General features: G+C 30.5%; 14 protein-coding genes and 5 pseudogenes. All 19 read right to left on the bottom strand.

The features are described 5' to 3' along the window. Window positions 1–467 (bottom strand): ribosome maturation factor RimP (locus tag Q428_RS03315; RefSeq protein WP_152539061.1); only part of this gene is annotated, 467 nt, incomplete at its 3' end. 151 nt (window positions 468–618) lie between these two features. Continuing rightward, window positions 619–4,652 (bottom strand): annotated as a pseudogene (locus tag Q428_RS03310) (PolC-type DNA polymerase III). Between the two features lie 57 nt (window positions 4,653–4,709). After that, window positions 4,710–4,922 (bottom strand): annotated as a pseudogene (locus Q428_RS16635) (PolC-type DNA polymerase III N-terminal domain-containing protein); the annotation flags it as partial. Window positions 4,923–4,940: 18 nt separating this feature from the next. Then, window positions 4,941–5,570: a glycosyltransferase family 2 protein gene (locus tag Q428_RS03300; protein ID WP_035378170.1), complete on the bottom strand. Its 630-nt coding sequence runs from the start codon at window positions 5,568–5,570 to the stop codon at window positions 4,941–4,943. 43 nt (window positions 5,571–5,613) lie between these two features. Further along, on the bottom strand, window positions 5,614–6,669 hold the full coding sequence (ispG, locus tag Q428_RS03295; RefSeq protein ID WP_423219570.1) for a flavodoxin-dependent (E)-4-hydroxy-3-methylbut-2-enyl-diphosphate synthase: 1,056 nt from the start codon (window positions 6,667–6,669) through the stop codon (window positions 5,614–5,616). A 14-nt stretch (window positions 6,670–6,683) separates the two neighbouring features. After that, window positions 6,684–7,688, bottom strand: coding sequence for an RIP metalloprotease RseP (gene rseP, locus Q428_RS03290; protein ID WP_035378168.1), 1,005 nt, complete (start codon window positions 7,686–7,688; stop codon window positions 6,684–6,686). Between the two features lie 12 nt (window positions 7,689–7,700). Next, on the bottom strand, window positions 7,701–8,849 hold the full coding sequence (locus Q428_RS03285) for a 1-deoxy-D-xylulose-5-phosphate reductoisomerase (protein ID WP_035378166.1): 1,149 nt from the start codon (window positions 8,847–8,849) through the stop codon (window positions 7,701–7,703). Beyond that, window positions 8,846–9,835 (bottom strand): AI-2E family transporter, encoded by a 990-nt coding sequence (locus Q428_RS03280; RefSeq protein ID WP_035378163.1) that lies wholly within the window; start codon window positions 9,833–9,835, stop codon window positions 8,846–8,848. Before Q428_RS03280 ends, Q428_RS03285 begins: the two co-directional genes overlap by 4 nt. Window positions 9,836–9,840: 5 nt before the next feature. Beyond that, window positions 9,841–10,650, bottom strand: a complete 810-nt coding sequence (locus Q428_RS03275; RefSeq protein WP_035378162.1) for a phosphatidate cytidylyltransferase — start codon at window positions 10,648–10,650, stop codon at window positions 9,841–9,843. Window positions 10,651–10,669: 19 nt separating this feature from the next. Further along, window positions 10,670–11,373: pseudogene (locus Q428_RS03270) on the bottom strand (isoprenyl transferase). A 186-nt stretch (window positions 11,374–11,559) separates the two neighbouring features. Further along, a complete protein-coding gene (locus tag Q428_RS03265) occupies window positions 11,560–11,742 on the bottom strand; it encodes a hypothetical protein (protein WP_035378160.1) in 183 nt (60 codons plus the stop codon). A gap of 10 nt (window positions 11,743–11,752) precedes the next feature. Next, window positions 11,753–12,310 (bottom strand): ribosome recycling factor, encoded by a 558-nt coding sequence (gene frr, locus Q428_RS03260; RefSeq protein ID WP_035378158.1) that lies wholly within the window; start codon window positions 12,308–12,310, stop codon window positions 11,753–11,755. Window positions 12,311–12,324: 14 nt separating this feature from the next. Next, the gene (pyrH, locus tag Q428_RS03255; RefSeq protein WP_035378156.1) at window positions 12,325–13,038 is read right to left on the bottom strand and encodes a UMP kinase; all 714 of its coding nucleotides are present in this window, start codon (window positions 13,036–13,038) and stop codon (window positions 12,325–12,327) included. 94 nt (window positions 13,039–13,132) lie between these two features. Continuing rightward, entirely contained in the window at window positions 13,133–14,050 is a 918-nt protein-coding gene (gene tsf / locus Q428_RS03250) for a translation elongation factor Ts (RefSeq protein WP_035378154.1), read from the bottom strand. 63 nt (window positions 14,051–14,113) lie between these two features. Beyond that, a complete protein-coding gene (gene rpsB / locus Q428_RS03245) occupies window positions 14,114–14,812 on the bottom strand; it encodes a 30S ribosomal protein S2 (protein ID WP_035378146.1) in 699 nt (232 codons plus the stop codon). A 274-nt stretch (window positions 14,813–15,086) separates the two neighbouring features. Next, window positions 15,087–15,875 carry a GTP-sensing pleiotropic transcriptional regulator CodY gene (gene codY / locus Q428_RS03240; protein WP_035378143.1) on the bottom strand — a complete coding sequence of 263 codons (789 nt, stop codon included), beginning with the start codon at window positions 15,873–15,875 and terminating at the stop codon, window positions 15,087–15,089. A gap of 305 nt (window positions 15,876–16,180) precedes the next feature. Then, a pseudogene (gene trmFO / locus Q428_RS03235) lies at window positions 16,181–17,496 on the bottom strand (methylenetetrahydrofolate--tRNA-(uracil(54)-C(5))-methyltransferase (FADH(2)-oxidizing) TrmFO). Between the two features lie 4 nt (window positions 17,497–17,500). Next, window positions 17,501–19,569 (bottom strand): annotated as a pseudogene (gene topA, locus Q428_RS03230) (type I DNA topoisomerase). Window positions 19,570–19,641: 72 nt separating this feature from the next. After that, window positions 19,642–20,505: a DNA-processing protein DprA gene (gene dprA / locus Q428_RS03225; RefSeq protein WP_084478071.1), complete on the bottom strand. Its 864-nt coding sequence runs from the start codon at window positions 20,503–20,505 to the stop codon at window positions 19,642–19,644. Window positions 20,506–20,669 lie beyond the last annotated feature (164 nt).

Genomic DNA, 20,669 nt, shown 5'->3' with positions numbered 1-20,669 from the left:
CCAAAATCATTTAATCTGACTGATTTAATATCTTTTCTCTTTAATTTCTTATCTATATTTTTTATTTTAATAATTACTTCATCATTTGTTAGCCCTATTAAAATTCCTTCAAATATTTCCTTCCCATCTATTTGCTTATTTAAAATCACTCGGACTTTACTTCCAGAATATTTTATAAAATCTTTTTCTTTCTTAATAGGTCTGTCTAAACCTGGAGAAGATACTTCAAAATAATAACTTTGTTCAATTGGATCTACTTCGTCAATTTTTTCATTTAATATTCTGCTGACATTTGTACAGTCATCTAGATCTACCCCTCCGGCTTTATCTATGTATATACGCAAATACCATTCTCCCTCTTCTTCAACAAATTCAACTGCTACTAATTCAAAACCTAGATTTTCCACAACTGGTTCTGCCAATTCTTCAACTGTTTTTTCAATTTTATCTATATCAAAACTAGTCATCATTAACCCTCCTTTTCTTTTTTCTATTTTTTGTAATAATCAAAGTCTTATACTTAAACATAAGCAAAGAGTGGGAAATCCCCACTCTTGTGTCAAAAACTATATGCATTTCCTAAATGAAATTATAACATTATATATATATCTTTGCAAGTTAAAACAAAGAAAGTTGGTTAGTATCTGGTAAATCATTTAAACATCCATGATTTTCTAATATTTCTACAACCGTCTTAGAAACTTTTGCTCTTAATCTTAAATCTTCCTTTGATAGGAACATTCCTTCTCTTCTGGCCTCAACAATACTTTTTGCAGCACTTTCACCTACTCCTTGCAATGCTTTAAATGGCGGAAGTATACCATTTTCAGTTATTAAAAATTTTGTTGAGTCAGATTTATATAAATCGACGGTTTTAAGTTTAATGCCCCTCTTATACATTTCATATGCAATTTCTAAAACAGTAAGTAACCCCTTTTCCTTTTGTGATGCATTATTTCCTAAATTATTTATTTCTTTAATTTTACTTAATATAACCTTTTCCCCTTTAGAAATAATCTCCGCATCAAAATCATCTGCTCTAACAGTAAAATATGTTGCATAATATGCCTCTGGATAATAAACCTTAAAATAAGCTATTCGTACAGCCATCATAACATATGCACATGCATGACCTTTTGGGAACATATATTTTATTTTATTACATGAATCAATATACCATTGAGGAACATTTTTCTCTTTCATTTCTGCAATATCTTCATCTCTAAGACCTTTCCCTTTTCTTACCCTTTCCATAATGTTAAATGCATGTTTAGGAGGAATATCTTTATACATTAAATAAACCATAATATCGTCTCTTGTAGGTATTACTTCCTTTAATGTAGCAATTCCATTTTGAATTAACTCCTGAGCATTATTTAACCATACATCCGTTCCGTGAGATAACCCTGATATTCTAACTAATTCAGCAAATGTCTTTGGCTGTGTATCTATTAACATTTGTCTTACAAATTTTGTACCAAATTCAGGTATCCCAAGACTACCAGTTTCACAACCTATTTCTTCCAGTGTAATCCCAAGTGGTTCAGTAGAAGTGAATATTTTTAATACCTTTTCATCACCAAGTGGAATGGAAGTAGGATCAATACCAGTTAAATCTTGTAGCATTCTTATAACTGTAGGATCATCATGCCCTAATATATCCAATTTTAACAATCGCCCACTAATAGAGTGATAATCAAAATGTGTAGTTATTATATCTGAGTTAGGATCATCTGCTGGTCTTTGAACAGGACAAAATTCATAAATCTCATTATCCCTAGGTACTACCATTATACCTCCTGGATGTTGACCTGATGTTCTTTTTACCCCTGTACATCCCCTTACGAGTCTCTCAATTTCAGCTTGGGTAGCAATAATATTTCTCTCGGATAAGTAGTTTTTTACATACCCGTAAGCGGTCTTCTCTGCAATTGTTCCAATTGTACCTGCCCTAAATGTATGACCTTCACCAAATAACTCTTCTGTATATTTGTGTGCCACTGGCTGATATTCACCGGAAAAATTTAAATCTATATCTGGCTCTTTATCTCCCTCAAAACCTAAGAAAGTTTCAAAAGGAATATCATGCCCATCTTTTTTATACAAACTTCCACAGTTGGGACAATTTTTATCTGGAAGATCAGCTCCGGAACCTATTGTTCCATCAGTAAAAAATTCAGAATGTTTGCACACAGGACATACATAATGCGGTGGTAGGGGATTAACTTCTGTTATTCCACACATTGTAGCAACAAAAGAAGATCCAACAGAACCTCTTGAACCTACTAAGTAACCATCTTCCAAAGATTTTGCAACAAGTTTGTGAGCAATTAAATATAGGACCGCATAACCATTGTTGATTATGGAATTTAATTCTTTTTCCAACCTTTTCTCTACAATTTCAGGAAGATTTTCTCCATATATACTATGAGCTTTATTCATTGTCATATTTCGTATATCTTCATCTGCACCCTCTATCTTAGGTGGAAATGTTTCATCAGGGATTGGTTTTATAACATCTACTTGTTCAGCAATTAAATTTGTGTTTTTAACCACTACTTCAAAAGCCTTATCTTCACCTAAATATCTGAATTCATCAAGCATTTCTGTCGTAGTCGTAAAATAAAGGGGAGCCTGTTTATCCGCATCAGTAAAACCTTTACCAGCCATTAATATTCTTCTAAAATATTCATCTTCAGGATCTAAAAAATGAACATCTCCTGTTGCAACGACAGGTTTATTGTACTTTTCTCCTAAATAAACTATTTTTTTATTTAATTCTATTAATTGTTTTTCATCTTCAACTGTTCCATTATCTATCATAAACTCATTATTTCCTCTTGGTTGTATCTCAAGGTAATCATAAAATTTTATTATTTCCTCTATTTCATTTTCGGAACGATTATCTAAAACTGCTTTAAAAACTTGACCAGCTTCACATGCTGAGCCAATAATAAGACCTTCCCTAAATTGTTGAATTATACTTTTAGGCATACGGGGTCTTTTATTGAAATATTTAATATGTGCCATTGATATTAGTTTATATAAGTTCAATAAGCCCTCTTTGTTTTTAACCAAAATTATAACGTGATATGTCTGAGCTTTTTTTATGTCTACATTACCTGAATAAAGACTATTTATATCATTGATAGTTTTAGCACCCTTTTCTTTAAGAATATCTACGAATTTTACAAAAACATGGGCAGTTGCTTCAGCATCATCAACAGCACGATGATGATTTTCTAAATTTATGTTAAAATGTTCTGCTATTATATTCAATTTATGTCTTTTTAAATCTGGTAAAAGCCATCTTGAAAGTGCTAAAGTATCAACTATAGTGTTATTAAAAGTGTATCCATGTTTTTTACATTTTTCTTTTATAAAAGATGAATCAAACTTTGCGTTATGAGCTACAACAGGACAACTTCCAATAAACTTTAAAAACTGTGGAAGTGCAATATCTAATGTTGGCTTATCTGCAACCATTTCATTTGTTATTCCTGTTAATTTAACTATTTCTTCTGGAATTTTCTTTAGTGGATTAATTAACGTACAAAATCTATCTACAATCTCACAATTTTTAATCTTTACAGCCCCAATCTCTGTTATTTCATCTTCTTGATAGTTTAATCCTGTTGTTTCTATATCGAATACTACAAATTCTCCATCTAGTTCCATTTCAGTTGGTCTAAAAATCAAGGGCTCTCCGTCATCAACCAAATAAGCCTCTACCCCGTAAATAACCTTTATTCCTGTTTTTGTAGCAGCTTCCATTGCTTCTGGAAAAGCTTGAGCAACTCCATGATCCGTTATGGCAATTGCACTATGACCCCACTCACTTGCTCTCTTAATCAGGTCAGTAGCAGAAGAAACTCCATCCATTGCACTCATTTGAGTATGAAGATGAAGTTCTACACGCTTATCTATACTTACGTCCATTCTCTTATAAGGAGTATATTCTTCGATTGCTCTAGCCATTAATACTAGCTCTTTAGCAAACATATCATTAACAACTTCGCCTTGTACTCTTAAGAATACATTCTCTTTAATTCTCTTTTTAATTTCTTCAACATTTTCTGGTTTAGGAAATAGTTTTACAGTAATTGAACTTGACTTATCAGTAATAAAAAAGGAAAATATAAATTTCCCATTTTTTGTTTCTCGAATTTCGGTTTTGAACACCATTCCCTCAATAACAACTGTTCCAATCTCATCATTTATTGAGGCAATTGAGGTTTTATCCCCTTGAAGTTTTTTTCCGTAAATTAAATTGCTTTCTGTTGTTATTGCTTTTTCCTTTAAACTAACTTCTTTATTAATTTTAGGATGGTTTAATTCATTCTTATTATCGAAACACTGCAGGATTAATTTTTTGTCTTCCTCTTCTTTAACTAAATAATACTCTGTTTCATCAAGAAAGCTTTCTTTAAATAAAACAGATATTTCAATATCAAAAACATGTTTTAACTCTCTTTGCAAAATAATACCTGCACTTTTTGACTTTAAAATTGATAATAAAAAACTATTATCAACATAAAAAATTAAATTTTTTCATCAATGTCATATTTACACTTTTGAAGCATACTACATACTGCTGGACTTGAACTAAAGCAACTTTGTATCAGTTCTCTAATTAAATCACTGTTATTAATTAAGTCATCTAATGTAAGTTTTTTTCTATCTATAATATCTATGCAAAATTCTATTTCACCTGTTATTTTTACTTTGTTTTTTAATAATATTTTTATCTTTTCCAGATGTTCTTCACTAATTTTATTGTACGAACTTAAATGTATAAACCATAAATTTGCTTCTTTATCTACATAAACCTTGTTTACAAAAATATTTTTATATATATTCTCTGAATCATAAGTTTCTCTATTTGTATCTTCATTCAAAATTTCATGAAGTGTTTTAGCCATTATCTATTCCTCCTGAAGCTATTCCATCTTCAAACACTTAGCTATCTCCCAATACATCTTTAACCTTGCTTTAAACCCTTTTCGTAAACCTAATTTTTCTTCCTTCATAACATGAGTTAAATTATCAAGAAAAACATTTTTTGTGCGATAATTTCTCTTTTGAGCTATTTTTGTTAAAGCTATCTCAACACCATATCTTGTAATATCGATGTTTTCAATTTCTTCAATTAGCTGTCTTTTAATAGTTCTTTGTCCTGATAGATTAGGTGCAACCTTTTGTGCTAGGTTAGTAGCAATTCTGCCACTCTTAAATATTCCAACTGACATATCAGCTTCATCATTTAACACTGGCATTAATAAATCTATAACGTGTTCTTTCTTCAATCCAACAAGATCAGCATCTAAAAACGTAAATATATCAGAATCTGAAGAATCAATACCTATTTTAAGAGCAGCTCCTTTACCCTTATTAATTTTATTTTCTATAACCTTCGCACCAGCTTTTTTAGAAATGCTTACTGTTTGATCCTTTGAACCATCACTTACCACTATTATTTCATCTATTAAATCTACTTGCTTAACTACATCAATAATTTCCTTAATAGTTCTTTCTTCATTATAAGCTGGTATAATGCAAGCAACTTTCATAAAATCCCCCCATTAAAGAGTTTAATATATTAATGCTATTAATTTACATTTTTTTTATCTCCTCGATTAATTCTTCAAGGAGTAATTCTTCTGGAACTTTTTTTATTATTTTCCCCTTTTTAAATAAAATTCCTTCATTTATTCCACCAGCTATTCCAATATCAGCTTCCCTTGCTTCTCCAGGACCATTAACAACACAACCCATTATTGCAACCTTTATGTCCTTATTAATATTAAAAAGTGCTTTCTCTGCCTCCTTCGCAAGTTCAATAAGATTTATATTTGTACGTCCACAAGTAGGACAAGATATTAATTCTATACCATTTTTCCGCAATCCGCAAGCTTTTAATATTTCTTTTGCTACCTTAATTTCTTCCAAGGGATTATCTGTTAAAGAAACTCTAATTGTGTCCCCAATTCCTTCACATAAAAGAGTCCCAATCCCTATTGATGATTTTATTGTCCCCAAGAAAGCTGTACCTGCCTCTGTAACTCCAAGATGCAAAGGGTATTCTACCTTTTTTGCAAGTAATCTGTAACTTTCTATGTTGCTGATTACATTTGATGATTTAACAGAAATAACAATATTGGTGAAATTATTTTTTTCTAAAAGATGAACATGATTTAATGCACTCTCTACAAGGGCCTCCGGAGAAGGTGTTTTATATTTTTCTAACAAATTTTTCTCTAATGATCCGGAATTAACTCCTATTCTAATTGGCACGTCATAAAATTTAGCACATTCAACAACTTCTTTTACTTTGATTTCATCTCCTATATTACCTGGATTAATTCTAAGTGCATCTACTCCATTTTTCATTGATTCTATTGCTAATCTAAAATCGAAATGGATGTCAGCAACTATGGGTATTGTTATTTCTTTTTTAATTTGCTTTATAGCTTGGGCAGCCTCCATATCAGGAACAGCTACTCTTACTATTTCGCAGCCAGCTTTTTCAAGATCTAAAATTTGATTAACTGTATTTTTAACGTCACTTGTATATGTATTTGTCATAGATTGTATAGTTATAGGTGAATCTCCACCTACGTAAATATTTCCAACTTTTATTTTTTTACTTTTTCTTCTCACTATTATCATTCCTTTTAAATTTGTTAGAATAATTTTATTATATCTTTATAAGTTACAAATATCATCAGGGTTATTAATAAAGAAAAACCTATCAGGTTAATCACACCAATTTTATCTTCATCTATTTTCTTACCAGTTAAAGCTTCAATTAATATTATAACAACCCAACCACCATCTAATGCTGGAAAAGGTATTAAGTTGATAACACCTAAGTTTATACTTAAAAATCCTGCAAATGCCAGTAAACTCCAAATACTACTACGAGCAGCTTCTCCTGACATTTTAACTATTGCTATAGGTCCACCAACATCAGCAGATGAGATTTTTCCCCTAATAGCCCCTCCTAAAAAAGCTATCATTTGTTTTATAGAAGTAAATGTTTCTCTAAATCCATTATTAAATGATTCTATAACATTACCCTTTACAAGAGTTGGTGATATACCTATCATATATCTTTTTTCATTATTGTTGTAAAATGGAGTTATCTTTTTATTATAAAGTTGATTTTGCCTTTCAAAGGTTATATTAAAAGGTTTTTCCTTGTTTTCAGATATAAATAGGATAAACTCATTCCATGTATTAATGTCTTTATTATTTACCTTTAATATTTTATCGTTAACTTTAAGTCCTGCAGTTTCAGCAGGATAATTTGGCTCAATTTTACTGATAACAGGTTTATATACTCCTATATTATACGAAACAATGAAGAATAGCAGTATTGCTATTACAAAATTCATGAAAGCTCCCGCAACTATTACCGACAGTCTTCGCCAAGGGCCTTTATTACAAAAAGCCCTTGGATCAGAGGATTCTTCCTCTTCTCCTAGCATTTTAACATACCCTCCTATTGGTAATAAGCGTAAGGTGTAATTTGTCTCAACACCATTAAATCCAAGTATTTTAGGCCCCATACCAATTGAAAATTCAAGAACTTTAATACCTGCTGATTTAGCCATTATAAAGTGTCCAAATTCATGACTAGTTATTAATAAACCAAAAACAAAAATTGTCGCTAAAAAAGTTGTCAAAACAACCGCCTCCTATTTAACTAATGAATTAACATAATTTCTTGTTAAAAGTTCAACTTCTAATATTTTATCTAGAGTTAAATCATAAGAAGTTACATGGTGGTTCATAGCTTCTTTCACAATTTCACTAATTTCCAAAAAACTGATTTTCTTTCCTAAAAATAAATTGACAGCTTCTTCATTTGCTGCATTTAAAACAGTTGGCATAGTACCCCCAATTTTTCCTGCCTCAAATCCTAATGACAGACATTCAAAGGTATTTATATCAGGTTCTTCAAATGTCAATGTGTTATTTTTGATTAAATCTAAATATCCAAAATTTGCTATATTTCTTCTGGGATAATCTAATGCATATTGTATGGGATGTTGCATATTTGTCTCACTTAATTGTGCTAATATTGAACCATCACAATATTCAACCATTGAATGAATAATGCTTTGTGGATGAAGGACAACATCAATTTTATCATAAGTTACATCGAATAACCAATGAGCTTCAATGACCTCAAGAGCCTTATTCATCAATGTTGCTGAATCAATAGAAATTTTTTTACCCATACTCCAATTAGGATGTCTTAAAGCCATTTCTGGAGTAACTGTCTTTAATTCTTCTTTTTTCTTTCCTCTAAATGGACCTCCAGAAGCGGTTAATATAAGCCTTTTAACGTCTTTTTTGTTTTGACCCTGCAAACATTGGAATAATGCACAATGTTCACTATCTACAGGTATTATTTTAGAATTTGATTTTTTTAATTCATTTGATATTATTTGACCTCCTACCACAAGGGTTTCTTTGTTAGCAAGTGCAATATCTTTTCCTGCCTGAATTGCTGCTATTGTCGGTTTTAGCCCAATCATTCCAACAACTGAAGTTAGTACTATTTCAACATCATCAAGTGAACTAACATATATTAAACCTTCTAAACCTTTAAGTATCTTAGTTTCATTCTGGTCAACTTTATTTTTAAGAATTTTATAGGATTCATCACTCATAACTACTGCATATTGTGGTTTGAATTCCTTTATTTGCTCTAATAATAATTTCACATTAGAATTTGCTGTTAATGCAATAACTTTGAAATCTTCTTTTCTATTTCTTATAATTTCGAGAGATTGCGTTCCAATAGAACCTGTTGATCCTAATATTGTAATTTTTTTCATATTATCGTACTCCCTTTCTTCCTAAAAAACTCGGAATAAAGCTCTTTTATAACAATTACTAAAATTGGTCCTATAATGATACCCCAGATTCCATATATGTAGATACCAAAATATAATGACAAAATTGTTATAAGTGGATTAATACCAACACTTGCTCCAACGAACTTTATTTCCATTATTTGTCTAACAATTTGTAATAATATATATAATAGCAACAAACCAAATCCTACAAACATATTCCCAACTAAAAATTCGAAAATTATCCATGGTATAAATATTATAGCTGGCCCAACAAGTGGTAATATATCAAGTATACCACAAATCAAACTTATAGTTAATGGAGATTTAACATCTAAAACCAGTAAACCAATAGTCATAATAACACAGGTTATTGTAACAAGCTTAAATTGAATTTTTATCATATCAATGATTTTTAATAATATCTTATTCATTAAAATATAATAATCAGTTGGAATTAATGAAGCAAGAATTTTTTTAATAGTATTTCTTTCAATACATAGCAAAATTGAAGTTGTAACTATGAAAAAAATATAAACAATACCATTCACTACATCAAATAGACTTTTAATAATTTTATTTTTGTATAGTATTATCATTTGTTCTAAAGCATTTGTTACATCTAAATAGCTCATTTTTAAATCTTTTGCAAAGGAATATTTATTAGACAGTGTTGTAATTAATTCTGGTATCCCATCAATAAAAGAAATTACTTGAATATATGAATATTTTAACAAATAATACATTACTCCACCTATTACAAGAATTAGACAAAATACACTAAGGATAACACTAAAAGTTCTATTTACCTTTAAATATTCAAGTTTCTTAACAAGTGGTTCAAAAATAAAAAATAATAAAATTGCCATAACTAAAGGCCATAAAAAAATTAGACAAAACTTAAGTAAGACTATTAATAATAATGTTATTATAATAACCTTAAGTTTTGTCTGATTCGTTTTATACATAAATTTCAACCCATTAGCAGTACTATATAATAATATACTACAGGTGTTACAAAAAGTATGCTATCAAATCTATCTAAAATACCGCCATGTCCTGGCATAATTTTGCCATAATCTTTAACTCCAACATATCTTTTAATTAATGATGCAGATAAATCTCCTATCTGCGAAACACATCCAGCTAATATTGCCAATATCAGTAATTGAAATAACCTAATATTTGAATTTGAATTTATTAGCCACCATAATAATACCCCTACTAAACTTCCAATCAAGCCACCAAAAGCACCTTCAATAGTTTTTTTAGGGCTGACCTCTGGACATAATTTTCTCTTTCCAAAAAAACGACCCGTATAATACGCAAAGGTATCGCTAAACCATGCAACAATAAATACTATCCATATAAGTTTATTTCCTGTTAGCTTGTTACCATAATTCATTTCTCTAATTAATATCATAAGTGTAAAAAAATTTACTATATACAAATATCCAACTATTGTTATAGCTGAAGAAATTACATCATATTTTTTAATAAATATAGGGACAGACATTGAAATTAGAAGAATCAAATTTATTATTAACATAAAATGTTCTGTTTTTCTTGTTGTAAATAAAACTATTACATTTGCTATATACCCCAAAATTAACACCCATTTTATTACTTTATGATTATTGTAATTATAAACACCAACATATTCTGATAATGCAATTGCAGTTATCACTAAAACTCCGATTCTGAAAGTAATTCCTCCCATAATCACAAAAAATAGTAATATAGGGATTGCTATTGCGGCACTAATTACTCTTTTATCTGCCAATTTTATCCCTCCAAACTAATTACTTTACACCACCAAATCTTCTGTCTCTATTTTGATAATCATAAATTGCTTCAATCAAATCTTTCGATTTAAAATCTGGCCAAAGTATATCAGAAAACCAAAATTCTGAATATGCTACCTGCATAATAAAAAATTGCTTAGTCTATATTCTCCACTTGGTCTGATAACCAAGTCAGGATCTGGCATACCCTTTGTATACAAAAATTTGGAGATTAATTCTTCATTCACATCATCAACATCCAAATTTCTATTCACAATTTCAATTGCTATAGTTTTAAAAGCTTTTATGAGTTCATCCCTTCCACCATAATTAAGTGCTAAGTTTAATATAAGTCCACTATTTTGTTTTGTTCTGTTTTTTGCGTTAGTCAACTCATCTTGACATACTTGTGGTAAAGCTGAAATATCTCCAATGAAGTTTACTACTACATTATTTTGATGCAATTCATCAACTTCTTTTCTTAAGTATTCTACTAATAGCATCATTAAGGCATTCACTTCATCTGGTGGTCTTTTCCAATTTTCTGTTGAAAAGGCATAAAGGGTTAGATATTTAACACCAATGTTTGAACATGTTTTAACGATTTCTCTTATTGTTTCAACACCGGCCTTATGACCAAAGCTTCTTGGCATTCCTCTAGTTTTGGCCCATCTTCCATTACCGTCCATTATTATAGCAATGTGTTCTGGAATTTTAGACATATCTATATCTTTTACAGCTTTCTTTTTTACTGCAGTTATCTTATTACGAAAAAACATAACTTCACCCTCACATTAAAGTTTTAAATATTTCAGAGAAATTTAAAACTACAAAACATCTAATTAAATCTTTTAATTTTTTACATATGTAAACATCTGGGTTATTAAAAATCCCCTCTATTTGAGGGGTTAAAAATATGCTACGTATATTTTTATTATATCATCATTTTTAATATTAACTATTCTCAGGTCATCCCCAATTTTTGTTTTTTTAGTATCCCATATTTCTATAATTTCGTATCTTTTATTATCTTTTTCTATTTCACTAACTACTTCATTAAGCTTAAAGCCTATATAAACCTCATCTCTCATAGTATTACTTCTAAACTGACATTATTTCTTTTTCTTTTGTATCTACTATTTTATCAATTTCTTTTACAAAGTTGTCAGTTAATTTTTGAATGTCATCTTCAGCTTTCTTTATTTCATCTTCAGAGTGCTGTCCATCCTTTTTAACAGCTTTAAGCTTATCATTGGCATCTCTTCTAATAGATCTAATAGCAACTTTAGCTTCTTCACCATGTTTCTTTACAACTTTTACAAGATTTTTTCTTGTTTCTTCAGTCAATTCAGGAACAACTAATCTAATCACCTGTCCATCGTTACTTGGATTTAAACCTAAATCTGATTTCTGAATGGCTTTTTCTATATCTTTTATTGAACTCTTATCCCATGGTTGTATTACTAACATTCTTGGCTCTGGGGCTGTAATCTGTGCCATTGCTGAAATATGTGTAGGTGTTCCGTAATAATCTACCATAAGTTTATCTAGCATAGATGGATTAGCCCTTCCTGCTTTTAAAGCTGCAAGCTCTTTTTTTAGAGCCTCAATTGATTTTTTCATTTTGTCTTCTGAAGTTTTAATAACTTCCTTAACCATATATTATTCCTCCTTTAAAAATTTCCAACTGTTGTTCCTATATTTTCACCACAAAGAACCTTTTTTATATTACCTGGTTCATCCAAAGCAAATACAATTATTGGTATGTTATTATCTCTGCATAAGGATGAAGCAGTTGAATCCATAACTTTTAAATCTTTTTCTAACACTTCAGTAAATGATAGTTTATCAAATTTTACAGCATTAGAATTGATGTTAGGATCGCTATCATAGACACCATCAACTTTTTTTGCCAATAAAATAACCTCTGCTTCAATTTCAGCTGCTCTTAATGCTGCAGCAGTATCGGTAGAAAAATATGGGTTACCCGTTCCGGCTGCGAATATTACTACTCTACCCTTTTCTAGATGTCTCACTGCTTTTCTACGAATGTATGGCTCTGCAACTTCCTTCATCTCAATAGCTGTTTGAACTCTTGTCATAACTCCTAATTGCTCTAGTGAGCTCTGTAAGGCCATTGCATTTATACATGTTGCAAGCATCCCCATATAGTCAGCAGTAGTTCTATCCATATCACCACTACTTCTTCCTCTCCAAATATTTCCTCCTCCTACTACAGCTCCAACTTCAACACCCATATCAATTATTTCTTTTATTTCCTTTGATATTCTGTTTACAGTATCGAAATCGATTCCAAAACCTTGTTCACCTGCTAAAGACTCGCCACTTAATTTTAACATTATCCTTTTATATTTAGGAGTATTCAAAATAAAACCTCCCCCAGTAATATTATTCTACAAGAATATATATTTTCCTTTTTTTCAAAAAGAGAGAACACAGAAGTGTCCTCTCTACTCTTAGTTATGCTCTTGTTTGTTTCATTACTTCTTCAACAAAGTTATCTTCTTTCTTTTCAATTCCTTCGCCTTTTTCAAATCTTGCAAATTCAGCAACTGTTATCTCTGTACCTAATTCTTTTGATTTGTTTTCAACAAATTTCTTTATTGTTAAGTCTTGATCTCTTATCCAAGGTTGCTCTAACAGACAAACTTCTTTAAAATATTTTTGTACTCTACCTTCAACCATTTTTTCTATGACTTTTTCAGGTTTGCCTTCATTAATTGCCTGTTGTCTATATATTTCTTTTTCTTTTTCAATTTGTTCTGAAGGAACAAAATCTCTATTTAAGAATAAAGGATTTGCAGCTGCAACTTGAAGTGCTATTTCCTTTGCAACTTCTGCTAAACCTTCGCTTTTTTCAGCTTCTAGTTTAACCAATACAGCTATTCTTCCACCACCATGTATGTAATCAGCAATTAAACCATTTTCAACATTAAATCTCTTAAATCTTCTAAGTGACATATTTTCACCAAGTTTAGCAATCAATGCTGTTATAGCTTCTCTAACAGTTATGTTCTCATCTGCTATGTATTTTTCTTCTAACATTTCTTCAACTTCATTTGCTTTTGATAAAGCTGCTTGCTTAGCAAGGTTCTTTGCTAATGAAATAAATTCATCATTCTTTGCAACGAAATCAGTCTCGCAGTTCAATTCAACAACAGCACCTGTTTTTCCGCCTTCAACTATGAAAGTTTCTACAAGTCCCTCAGCTGCAATTCTTCCTGCTTTTTTTGCAGCTGCGGCAAGCCCCTTTTCTCTTAAAATTTCTATAGCCTTATCCATGTCACCTTCGGCTTGAGTTAATGCTTTTTTGCAGTCCATCATTCCTGCGCCTGTTCTTTCTCTTAATTCACTTACCATTTTAGCAGTAATTACCATCATAACGCCTCCTCTATGATATTAAAGGTAAGGGCTAAGCTCCCTCCACCCTTACCTTATAAATTATTCTGCCATTTGTTCTCCCTGTCTACCTTCTATTATAGCATCAGCAATCTTTGAAGCTATTAGCTTAACTGCTCTGATTGCATCATCGTTTCCAGGAATAACATAGTCTACTTCTTCTGGATCACAGTTAGTATCTACAATACCAACAACAGGTATTCCAAGAATCTTAGCCTCTGATACTGCGTTCTTTTCTTTTCTAGGATCCACTACAAAAAGAACGTCAGGTACTCTATGCATGTTCTTTATACCACCAAGATTTTTTTCAAGCTTTTCCATTTCATGTTTTAACTTGATAACTTCTTTCTTTGGAAGTAAGTCAAATGTACCATCCTGTTCCATTTTTTCAAGTTCAGTTAATCTTTCAATTCTAGTTCTGATAGTTTTGAAATTAGTTAGCATTCCACCTAACCATCTTTCGTTTACATAATGCATTCCTGATCTGATAGCTTCTTCTTTAACTGAATCTTGAGCTTGTTTCTTTGTACCTACGAAAAGAATTTCTTTTCCTTCTGCAGCTTGTTCTTTTACGAACTCATAAGCTTCTTCCATCTTTTTCACAGTTTTTTGTAAATCTATTATATAGATTCCATTTCTTTCTGTGAAAATGTACTGAGCCATTTTAGGATTCCATCTTCTTGTTTGATGTCCAAAATGAACTCCTGCTTCTAATAATTGTTTCATTGATATAACTGACATAAAAACACCTCCTGGTTTTTCCTCCGCTACACTTAGCTATTTGTGAGACCAGACTGGCACCTTCCCAAATATTGTATAGCGTGTGTATTATTCACCTTACGTAGTATAACATAGAAAATAAATTCATGCAATAAAAATTTATAACATTAGCAAATTCCTTTAATATTATTACCTGTAAAATATTGTATTATGCATATGGACAAAAACTTTTATTATAGTATTAATTAACTGCTTTATTCTTAGTTTTGTTAAGTTTATATAACGAGAAAAAAACTTAGAAGTATTTAACTTCTAAGTTTTTTAATTCATCAATCAACTTATCATTTAAAATCTTGATATGTGTTCCCTTCATACCAAGTGATCTTGACTCAATAACTCCAGCACTTTCAAATTTTCTCAGTGCATTAACAATTACAGATCTTGTTATACCAACCTTATCCGCTATTTTACTAGCTACAAGCAGACCTTCATTACCCTCAATTTCATTGAAAATATGCTCTACAGCTTCAAGTTCTGAATATGAAAGAGTTCCAATAGCTAATTGAACAACAGCCTTCTTTCTAGCTGAATCCTCTAGCTCTTCTTGTTTTGATCTTATTATTTCCATACCAACAATTGCTGCACTATATTCAGCTAGTACAATATCTTCATCAGTAAATTCAGAACCATATCTTGCTATTATAAGTGTTCCTAATCTCTCTCTGTTACCAATTATAGGAACTATTGTAGTCATTTTGTCTAAATGCAGACATTCTTTTGAAGTTTCAAAAACACAAAATCCATTAGCTTTTAAGTTAGATCTTGTTTCAGTAATTTTTAAAATTTGATTATTATACTCTTCTGGAAATTTTAGTTCTTCAAGTACATGTTCTCTTACTAAGTCACACTCAAAGCTATCAATAAGAGTATACCCTAAAACCTTTCCCTTTCTACTTGCGATATATACATTGCAATTCATCACTTCACTTAAAGTATTACAAATATCCGAAAATACTACTGGTTCTGTTGCCGATTTCTGAAGAATTTTATTTAAAAGTCTAGTTTTTTCTAGCAATGTTTTCATTCCCGCATCCCCTTTCTTCTTTTATTTATTATTTTTTTATTTTATCTATACTACTATCTTATATATATTTTTTATCATTTTCTGAAATTTATTATTATTTTTTTAATTAATTTTTTGGTTAATTTACATTTAAGGATTAAATAAACGTATTAAAATTCAACCAAAAATTAAACAACATCAATAAACATCAGTAATTTATCTAAGTAGTATTTTGAGATAGCTTAATAATGTAATACTTTAAATTTGCGAAATATTTAGAATTGTTTATTCCAAATTTCATTTTAAATATAACACAAAGTATCAAATTAATCAACATAAATTTGATTAATTTCGACAAATTTTTTCAGTTTATCTAAAGCCCTTTGGGAAATTAATTTATTCTTCTCCCTTTTATCTTTAATTCTTTCATTTAAAGGCAAAATCAAACCATAGTTATATTCATAGGTTGAAAGTTTTTCACTGTTTCGTTAGAAATATATTTTGCTAAAGCACCAATGGCTGTTTCTTCAGGAAACAAATACGGTTTTTCTCCTTTAACTAATTGAGCCATATTAAGGCCTGCAAGCATTCCCATTGCAGTTGATTCGATGTATCCTTCTACCCCAGTTATTTGCCCTGCAAACATCAATTTGGGAAATTTTTTCATTTGTAATGATTGTTTTAAAAGCTGTGTAGAATTAATATAAGTGTTTCTATGCATTACACCATACCTTACAAACTCAGCATTTTCTAGACCAGGGATAAGCCCAAAGACTCTTTTTTGCTCACCCCACTTCAAATGAGTTTGAAAACCAACAATATTATACAATGTACCATCTGAGTTATCTTGTCTTAATTGAACAACAGCATATGGCTGCTGTTTGCTTTTAGGTTCCATTAAACCAACAGGCTTTAATGGTCCAAATAATAATGTATCAATCCCTCTTTCAGCCATTTTTTCAACTGGCATACAACCTTCAAAAACTATTTCCTTTTCAAATGATTTCAGCTCAGCCCTTTCGGCATTTACAAGCTCATACCAAAATTTTTCATATTCTTCCTTATTCATTGGACAATTTATATAATCATCTTCGCCTTTTCCATATCTAGAAGCTTTAAAAGCTTTGTTCATATCTATTGATTCATAGGTTACAATTGGTGCGGCTGCATCATAAAAATATAAATATTCACTTTCTGTTAATTTAGCTATTTCATTTGCTAATTTATCTGAAGTTAAAGGACCTGAAGCTATTATTGTATATTCTTGAGGATTAATATTCATAATTTCTTCCCTAACAACTTCTATATTGGGATGATTGGTTAATACATCAGTTATACATTTTGAAAAACTTTCTCTATCAACAGCTAGTGCTCCTCCAGCAGGAACAGCATTGGCATCTGCACATTTCATAATTAAAGAATTTAACATTCTCAACTCTTCTTTTAAAAGGCCAACAGCGTTTTCTATTTGATTGGACCTAAGAGAGTTACTGCAAACAAGTTCACCAAATTTATCAGTATGATGAGCTGGAGTAGATTTTCCAGGTCTCATTTCATATAACTTTACTTTTATGCCCCTTTCTGCAAGTTGATAAGCTGCTTCACTTCCAGCTAGACCTGCTCCGATTACTACAACTTCCATTTTATCACCCTTCTATCTTCTTATAGTTACATTGTTTATTAATACATTTATATTGCTTTTTACCTCTAACCGTTTTTTCTACTAACAAACTTCCACATTCAGGACATTTAGCATTTGTTGGTTTATCCCAACTTACAAAATTACATTCAGGATAATTATTGCATCCGTAAAATACTTTACCTTTTTTTGATTTTCTAACTACAATTTTGCCATTACAATTTGGACAATCAACGTCTAATTCCTCAACCATAGGTTTAGCATTTTTGCAGTCAGGATAACCAGGACAAGCTAAAAACTTACCGTATTTACCTTTTTTAATAACCATTTTCCTTCCACATTTTTCGCATAGAATATCAGTTTCCTCAACCTGTTCTTCTAAAGTAATTTTTCCTATGTTATCTTCTGCAATTTTAATAAGTTCTTTTAACGGTTCGTAAAAGTTTTCAATAACTGTTTTCCAATTAACTTTTCCTTCCTCTATTTCATCTAATTTTCTTTCCATCTCAGCTGTAAATTCGATATCCACAATTGAATTAAAATATTCCTTTAACAAATCAGTTACAATCTCACCTAATTCTGTAGCAACTAGATTTTTCTTCTCTCTCTCAACATAGCCACGTTCAATTATTGTTGTTATTATAGGAGCATACGTACTTGGACGTCCGATTCCATTTTCTTCTAATGCCTTTACCAAAGAAGCTTCTGTGTATCTTGAAGGTGGTTGTGTAAAATGTTGCTTAGGTTCAATGGATTTTAATTTTAAATTTTCTCCTTGTTGAATTTCCGGCAGTTTAATATTGTCATCATCTTCTTCAATGCTATACACCTTAAGGAAGCCTTCGAATTTTATTGTGCTTCCACTTGTTCTAAACAAATAATCCTTACACAAGATATCTACAGAAATCGTATCATAAACAGCTTCAGACATCTGACTTGCCAAAAATCTAGACCAAATCAGTTTATATAGCTTGTATTGATCATTTGTTAATGAATCTTTAATTTCTTCAGGATTCATTTCTACATAGGTTGGTCTAATTGCTTCATGAGCATCCTGTATATTTTTCTTCGTTTTAAAGTTTCTTGGTGATTTTGCAATATATTTTTCCCCAAAAAAACTATTTATAAAATTCTTTGCATTGATTTGAGCTTCTTCAGAAACTCTTACAGAATCTGTTCTCATGTATGTAATTAAACCAACACTTCCATGTTTCTTAATTTCTATACCCTCATATAGTTGCTGAGCTATAGACATTGTCTTTTTTGTTGTAAAATTTAACTTTTTGTATGCTTCCTGTTGTAAAGTACTTGTTGTAAAAGGTGGTAAAGGATTTTTTCTTTTTTCCTGTTTTTTTATGCTACTAACATTGAAAACAGAATTTTCGATGTTCCTTATCACATGCTCAACTTGTTCTTTATTTTCTAATTCCATCTTGCCATTTTTATCACCAAAAAATTTTGCTTCAAAAGTTTTATTATCTGCTGATAGTTTTGCAGTTATAGACCAATATTCCTTGGCAACAAATTCTTTTATCTCTTTTTCACGATCACATATCAAACTTACAGCTACTGACTGAACTCTTCCAGCACTGAGTCCCCATTTTATCTTTTTCCATAATATAGGCTTATTTGATATCCAACTAATCTATCCAAAACTCTTCTTGCTTGTTGAGCATCTACTAAACTTTTGTTAATTGGTCTACTATTTTTTATTGCTTCCTTAATTGCTTGTTTTGTTATCTCATGAAACTCTATTCTACATTTTTCCTCTTCACTTAAACCAAGAATATTTGATAAGTGCCATGAAATTGCTTCTCCTTCTCTGTCAGGGTCAGTTGCCAAATAAATCTTGTCAGCTTTTTTTGCCTCTTTTTTCAAAGATGCAATTAGTTGACCTTTTCCTCTGATAGTTATATATTTGGGCTCAAAATTATTTTCTATGTCAACACCGATTTGGCTCTTAGGTAAATCCCTGACATGTCCCATTGATGCTTGAACTTTAAAGTTTTTTCCTAAAAATTTTCCAATTGTTTTTGCTTTAGCTGGTGATTCCACTATAACTAGGGACTGAGCCATTTTAACACCTCCGGCAAAATTTGTATCGATTACAATAAATGTATTATAACAAATATAGAAATAAAATCAAGTTTAGTACAAAATATAGTAATTACCATATGTTTTTTTTATTATTTTTTTGCACTCCAATTTACTCAAAGTAGATAATGTTAATTTCATTTCATAATTAATATTTTCAATCAAATATTCCAACGATACAGCTCCAGATTTTAAAATATTGACTATCTCTTTTTCAACCTCGTCCAAGTTTTTTATTTTATAATCTTCTTTTTTAAGATTATATTCCTCCAATATATCCTCTATGTTTGATATTAGCTTAGCACCATCTTTTATTAAGTTATTGGTACCTTTGCTATATGGGCTGAAAATATTTCCAGGTACTGCAAACACATCTTTACCTTGCTCTAATGCAAACCCTGCAGTTATTAAAGAACCACTTCTCTCACCAGCTTCTATAACTAAAATTTTTTGAGCAAGACCACTTATTATTCTATTTCTTTCAGGGAAGTTGTATGATAAAGGCTTAACATTTGGTAAATATTCTGTTATCAAACAACCATGTTCACTTATTGTTTCAGATAACCCATAGTTTTCAGCTGGATAGATATTGTCAAATCCACTTCCTAACACAGCAATTGTGTTTCCATTCGCATCAATAGCACCTTTATGAGCTGATGTATCAATACCTCGTGCCATACCACTGATTATTGTTATGTCTCTCTTTGCTAGCTCGTATGCAATATTATAAGCGGTGGTTTTTCCGTAATCAGAAGCCTTTCTGGCACCAACTATTGCTATTGAATTACTTAAATCAGGTATATTACCTTTCTTAAAAAATCCAATCGGTGGATTTGCAATTTCTTTAAGAATTTCAGGATAGTTCACATCATTGTAGAATATAAACTCAATTTCTTTGTTTTTAAGATTTTTATATATTAATTCGTACTTAGATAAATCCTTAGATTTTTATATATTCTCAGCAATAATTATATTTATTCCCAAATTAATATAGTCAGAAAAGCAAAAATTATAAAATTCAACAGGTGAAAACATAGATAAAATTTCTATCTTATCTTTGGTGTTTAACTTCAAAGAATAAA

Source organism: Fervidicella metallireducens AeB (assembly GCF_000601455.1).
GTDB classification, from domain to species: domain Bacteria; phylum Bacillota; class Clostridia; order Clostridiales; family Caloramatoraceae; genus Fervidicella; species Fervidicella metallireducens.
The sequence above is the reverse complement of the archived record's forward strand: the minus strand, read 5'-3'. Positions and strand labels throughout refer to the sequence as shown.

What these genes read in the sequence shown, in the direction of transcription:
- Q428_RS03285 (WP_035378166.1), bottom strand. Translation starts at nt 8,849, where the DNA reads ATGAAAAAAATTACAATATTAGGATCAACAGGTTCTATTGGAACGCAA.
- Q428_RS03280 (WP_035378163.1), bottom strand. Translation starts at nt 9,835, where the DNA reads ATGTATAAAACGAATCAGACAAAACTTAAGGTTATTATAATAACATTA.
- Q428_RS03300 (WP_035378170.1), bottom strand. Translation starts at nt 5,570, where the DNA reads ATGAAAGTTGCTTGCATTATACCAGCTTATAATGAAGAAAGAACTATT.
- ispG (WP_423219570.1), bottom strand. Translation starts at nt 6,669, where the DNA reads ATGATAATAGTGAGAAGAAAAAGTAAAAAAATAAAAGTTGGAAATATT.
- codY (WP_035378143.1), bottom strand. Translation starts at nt 15,875, where the DNA reads ATGAAAACATTGCTAGAAAAAACTAGACTTTTAAATAAAATTCTTCAG.
- frr (WP_035378158.1), bottom strand. Translation starts at nt 12,310, where the DNA reads ATGGTTAAGGAAGTTATTAAAACTTCAGAAGACAAAATGAAAAAATCA.
- Q428_RS03265 (WP_035378160.1), bottom strand. Translation starts at nt 11,742, where the DNA reads ATGAGAGATGAGGTTTATATAGGCTTTAAGCTTAATGAAGTAGTTAGT.
- rpsB (WP_035378146.1), bottom strand. Translation starts at nt 14,812, where the DNA reads ATGTCAGTTATATCAATGAAACAATTATTAGAAGCAGGAGTTCATTTT.
- tsf (WP_035378154.1), bottom strand. Translation starts at nt 14,050, where the DNA reads ATGGTAATTACTGCTAAAATGGTAAGTGAATTAAGAGAAAGAACAGGC.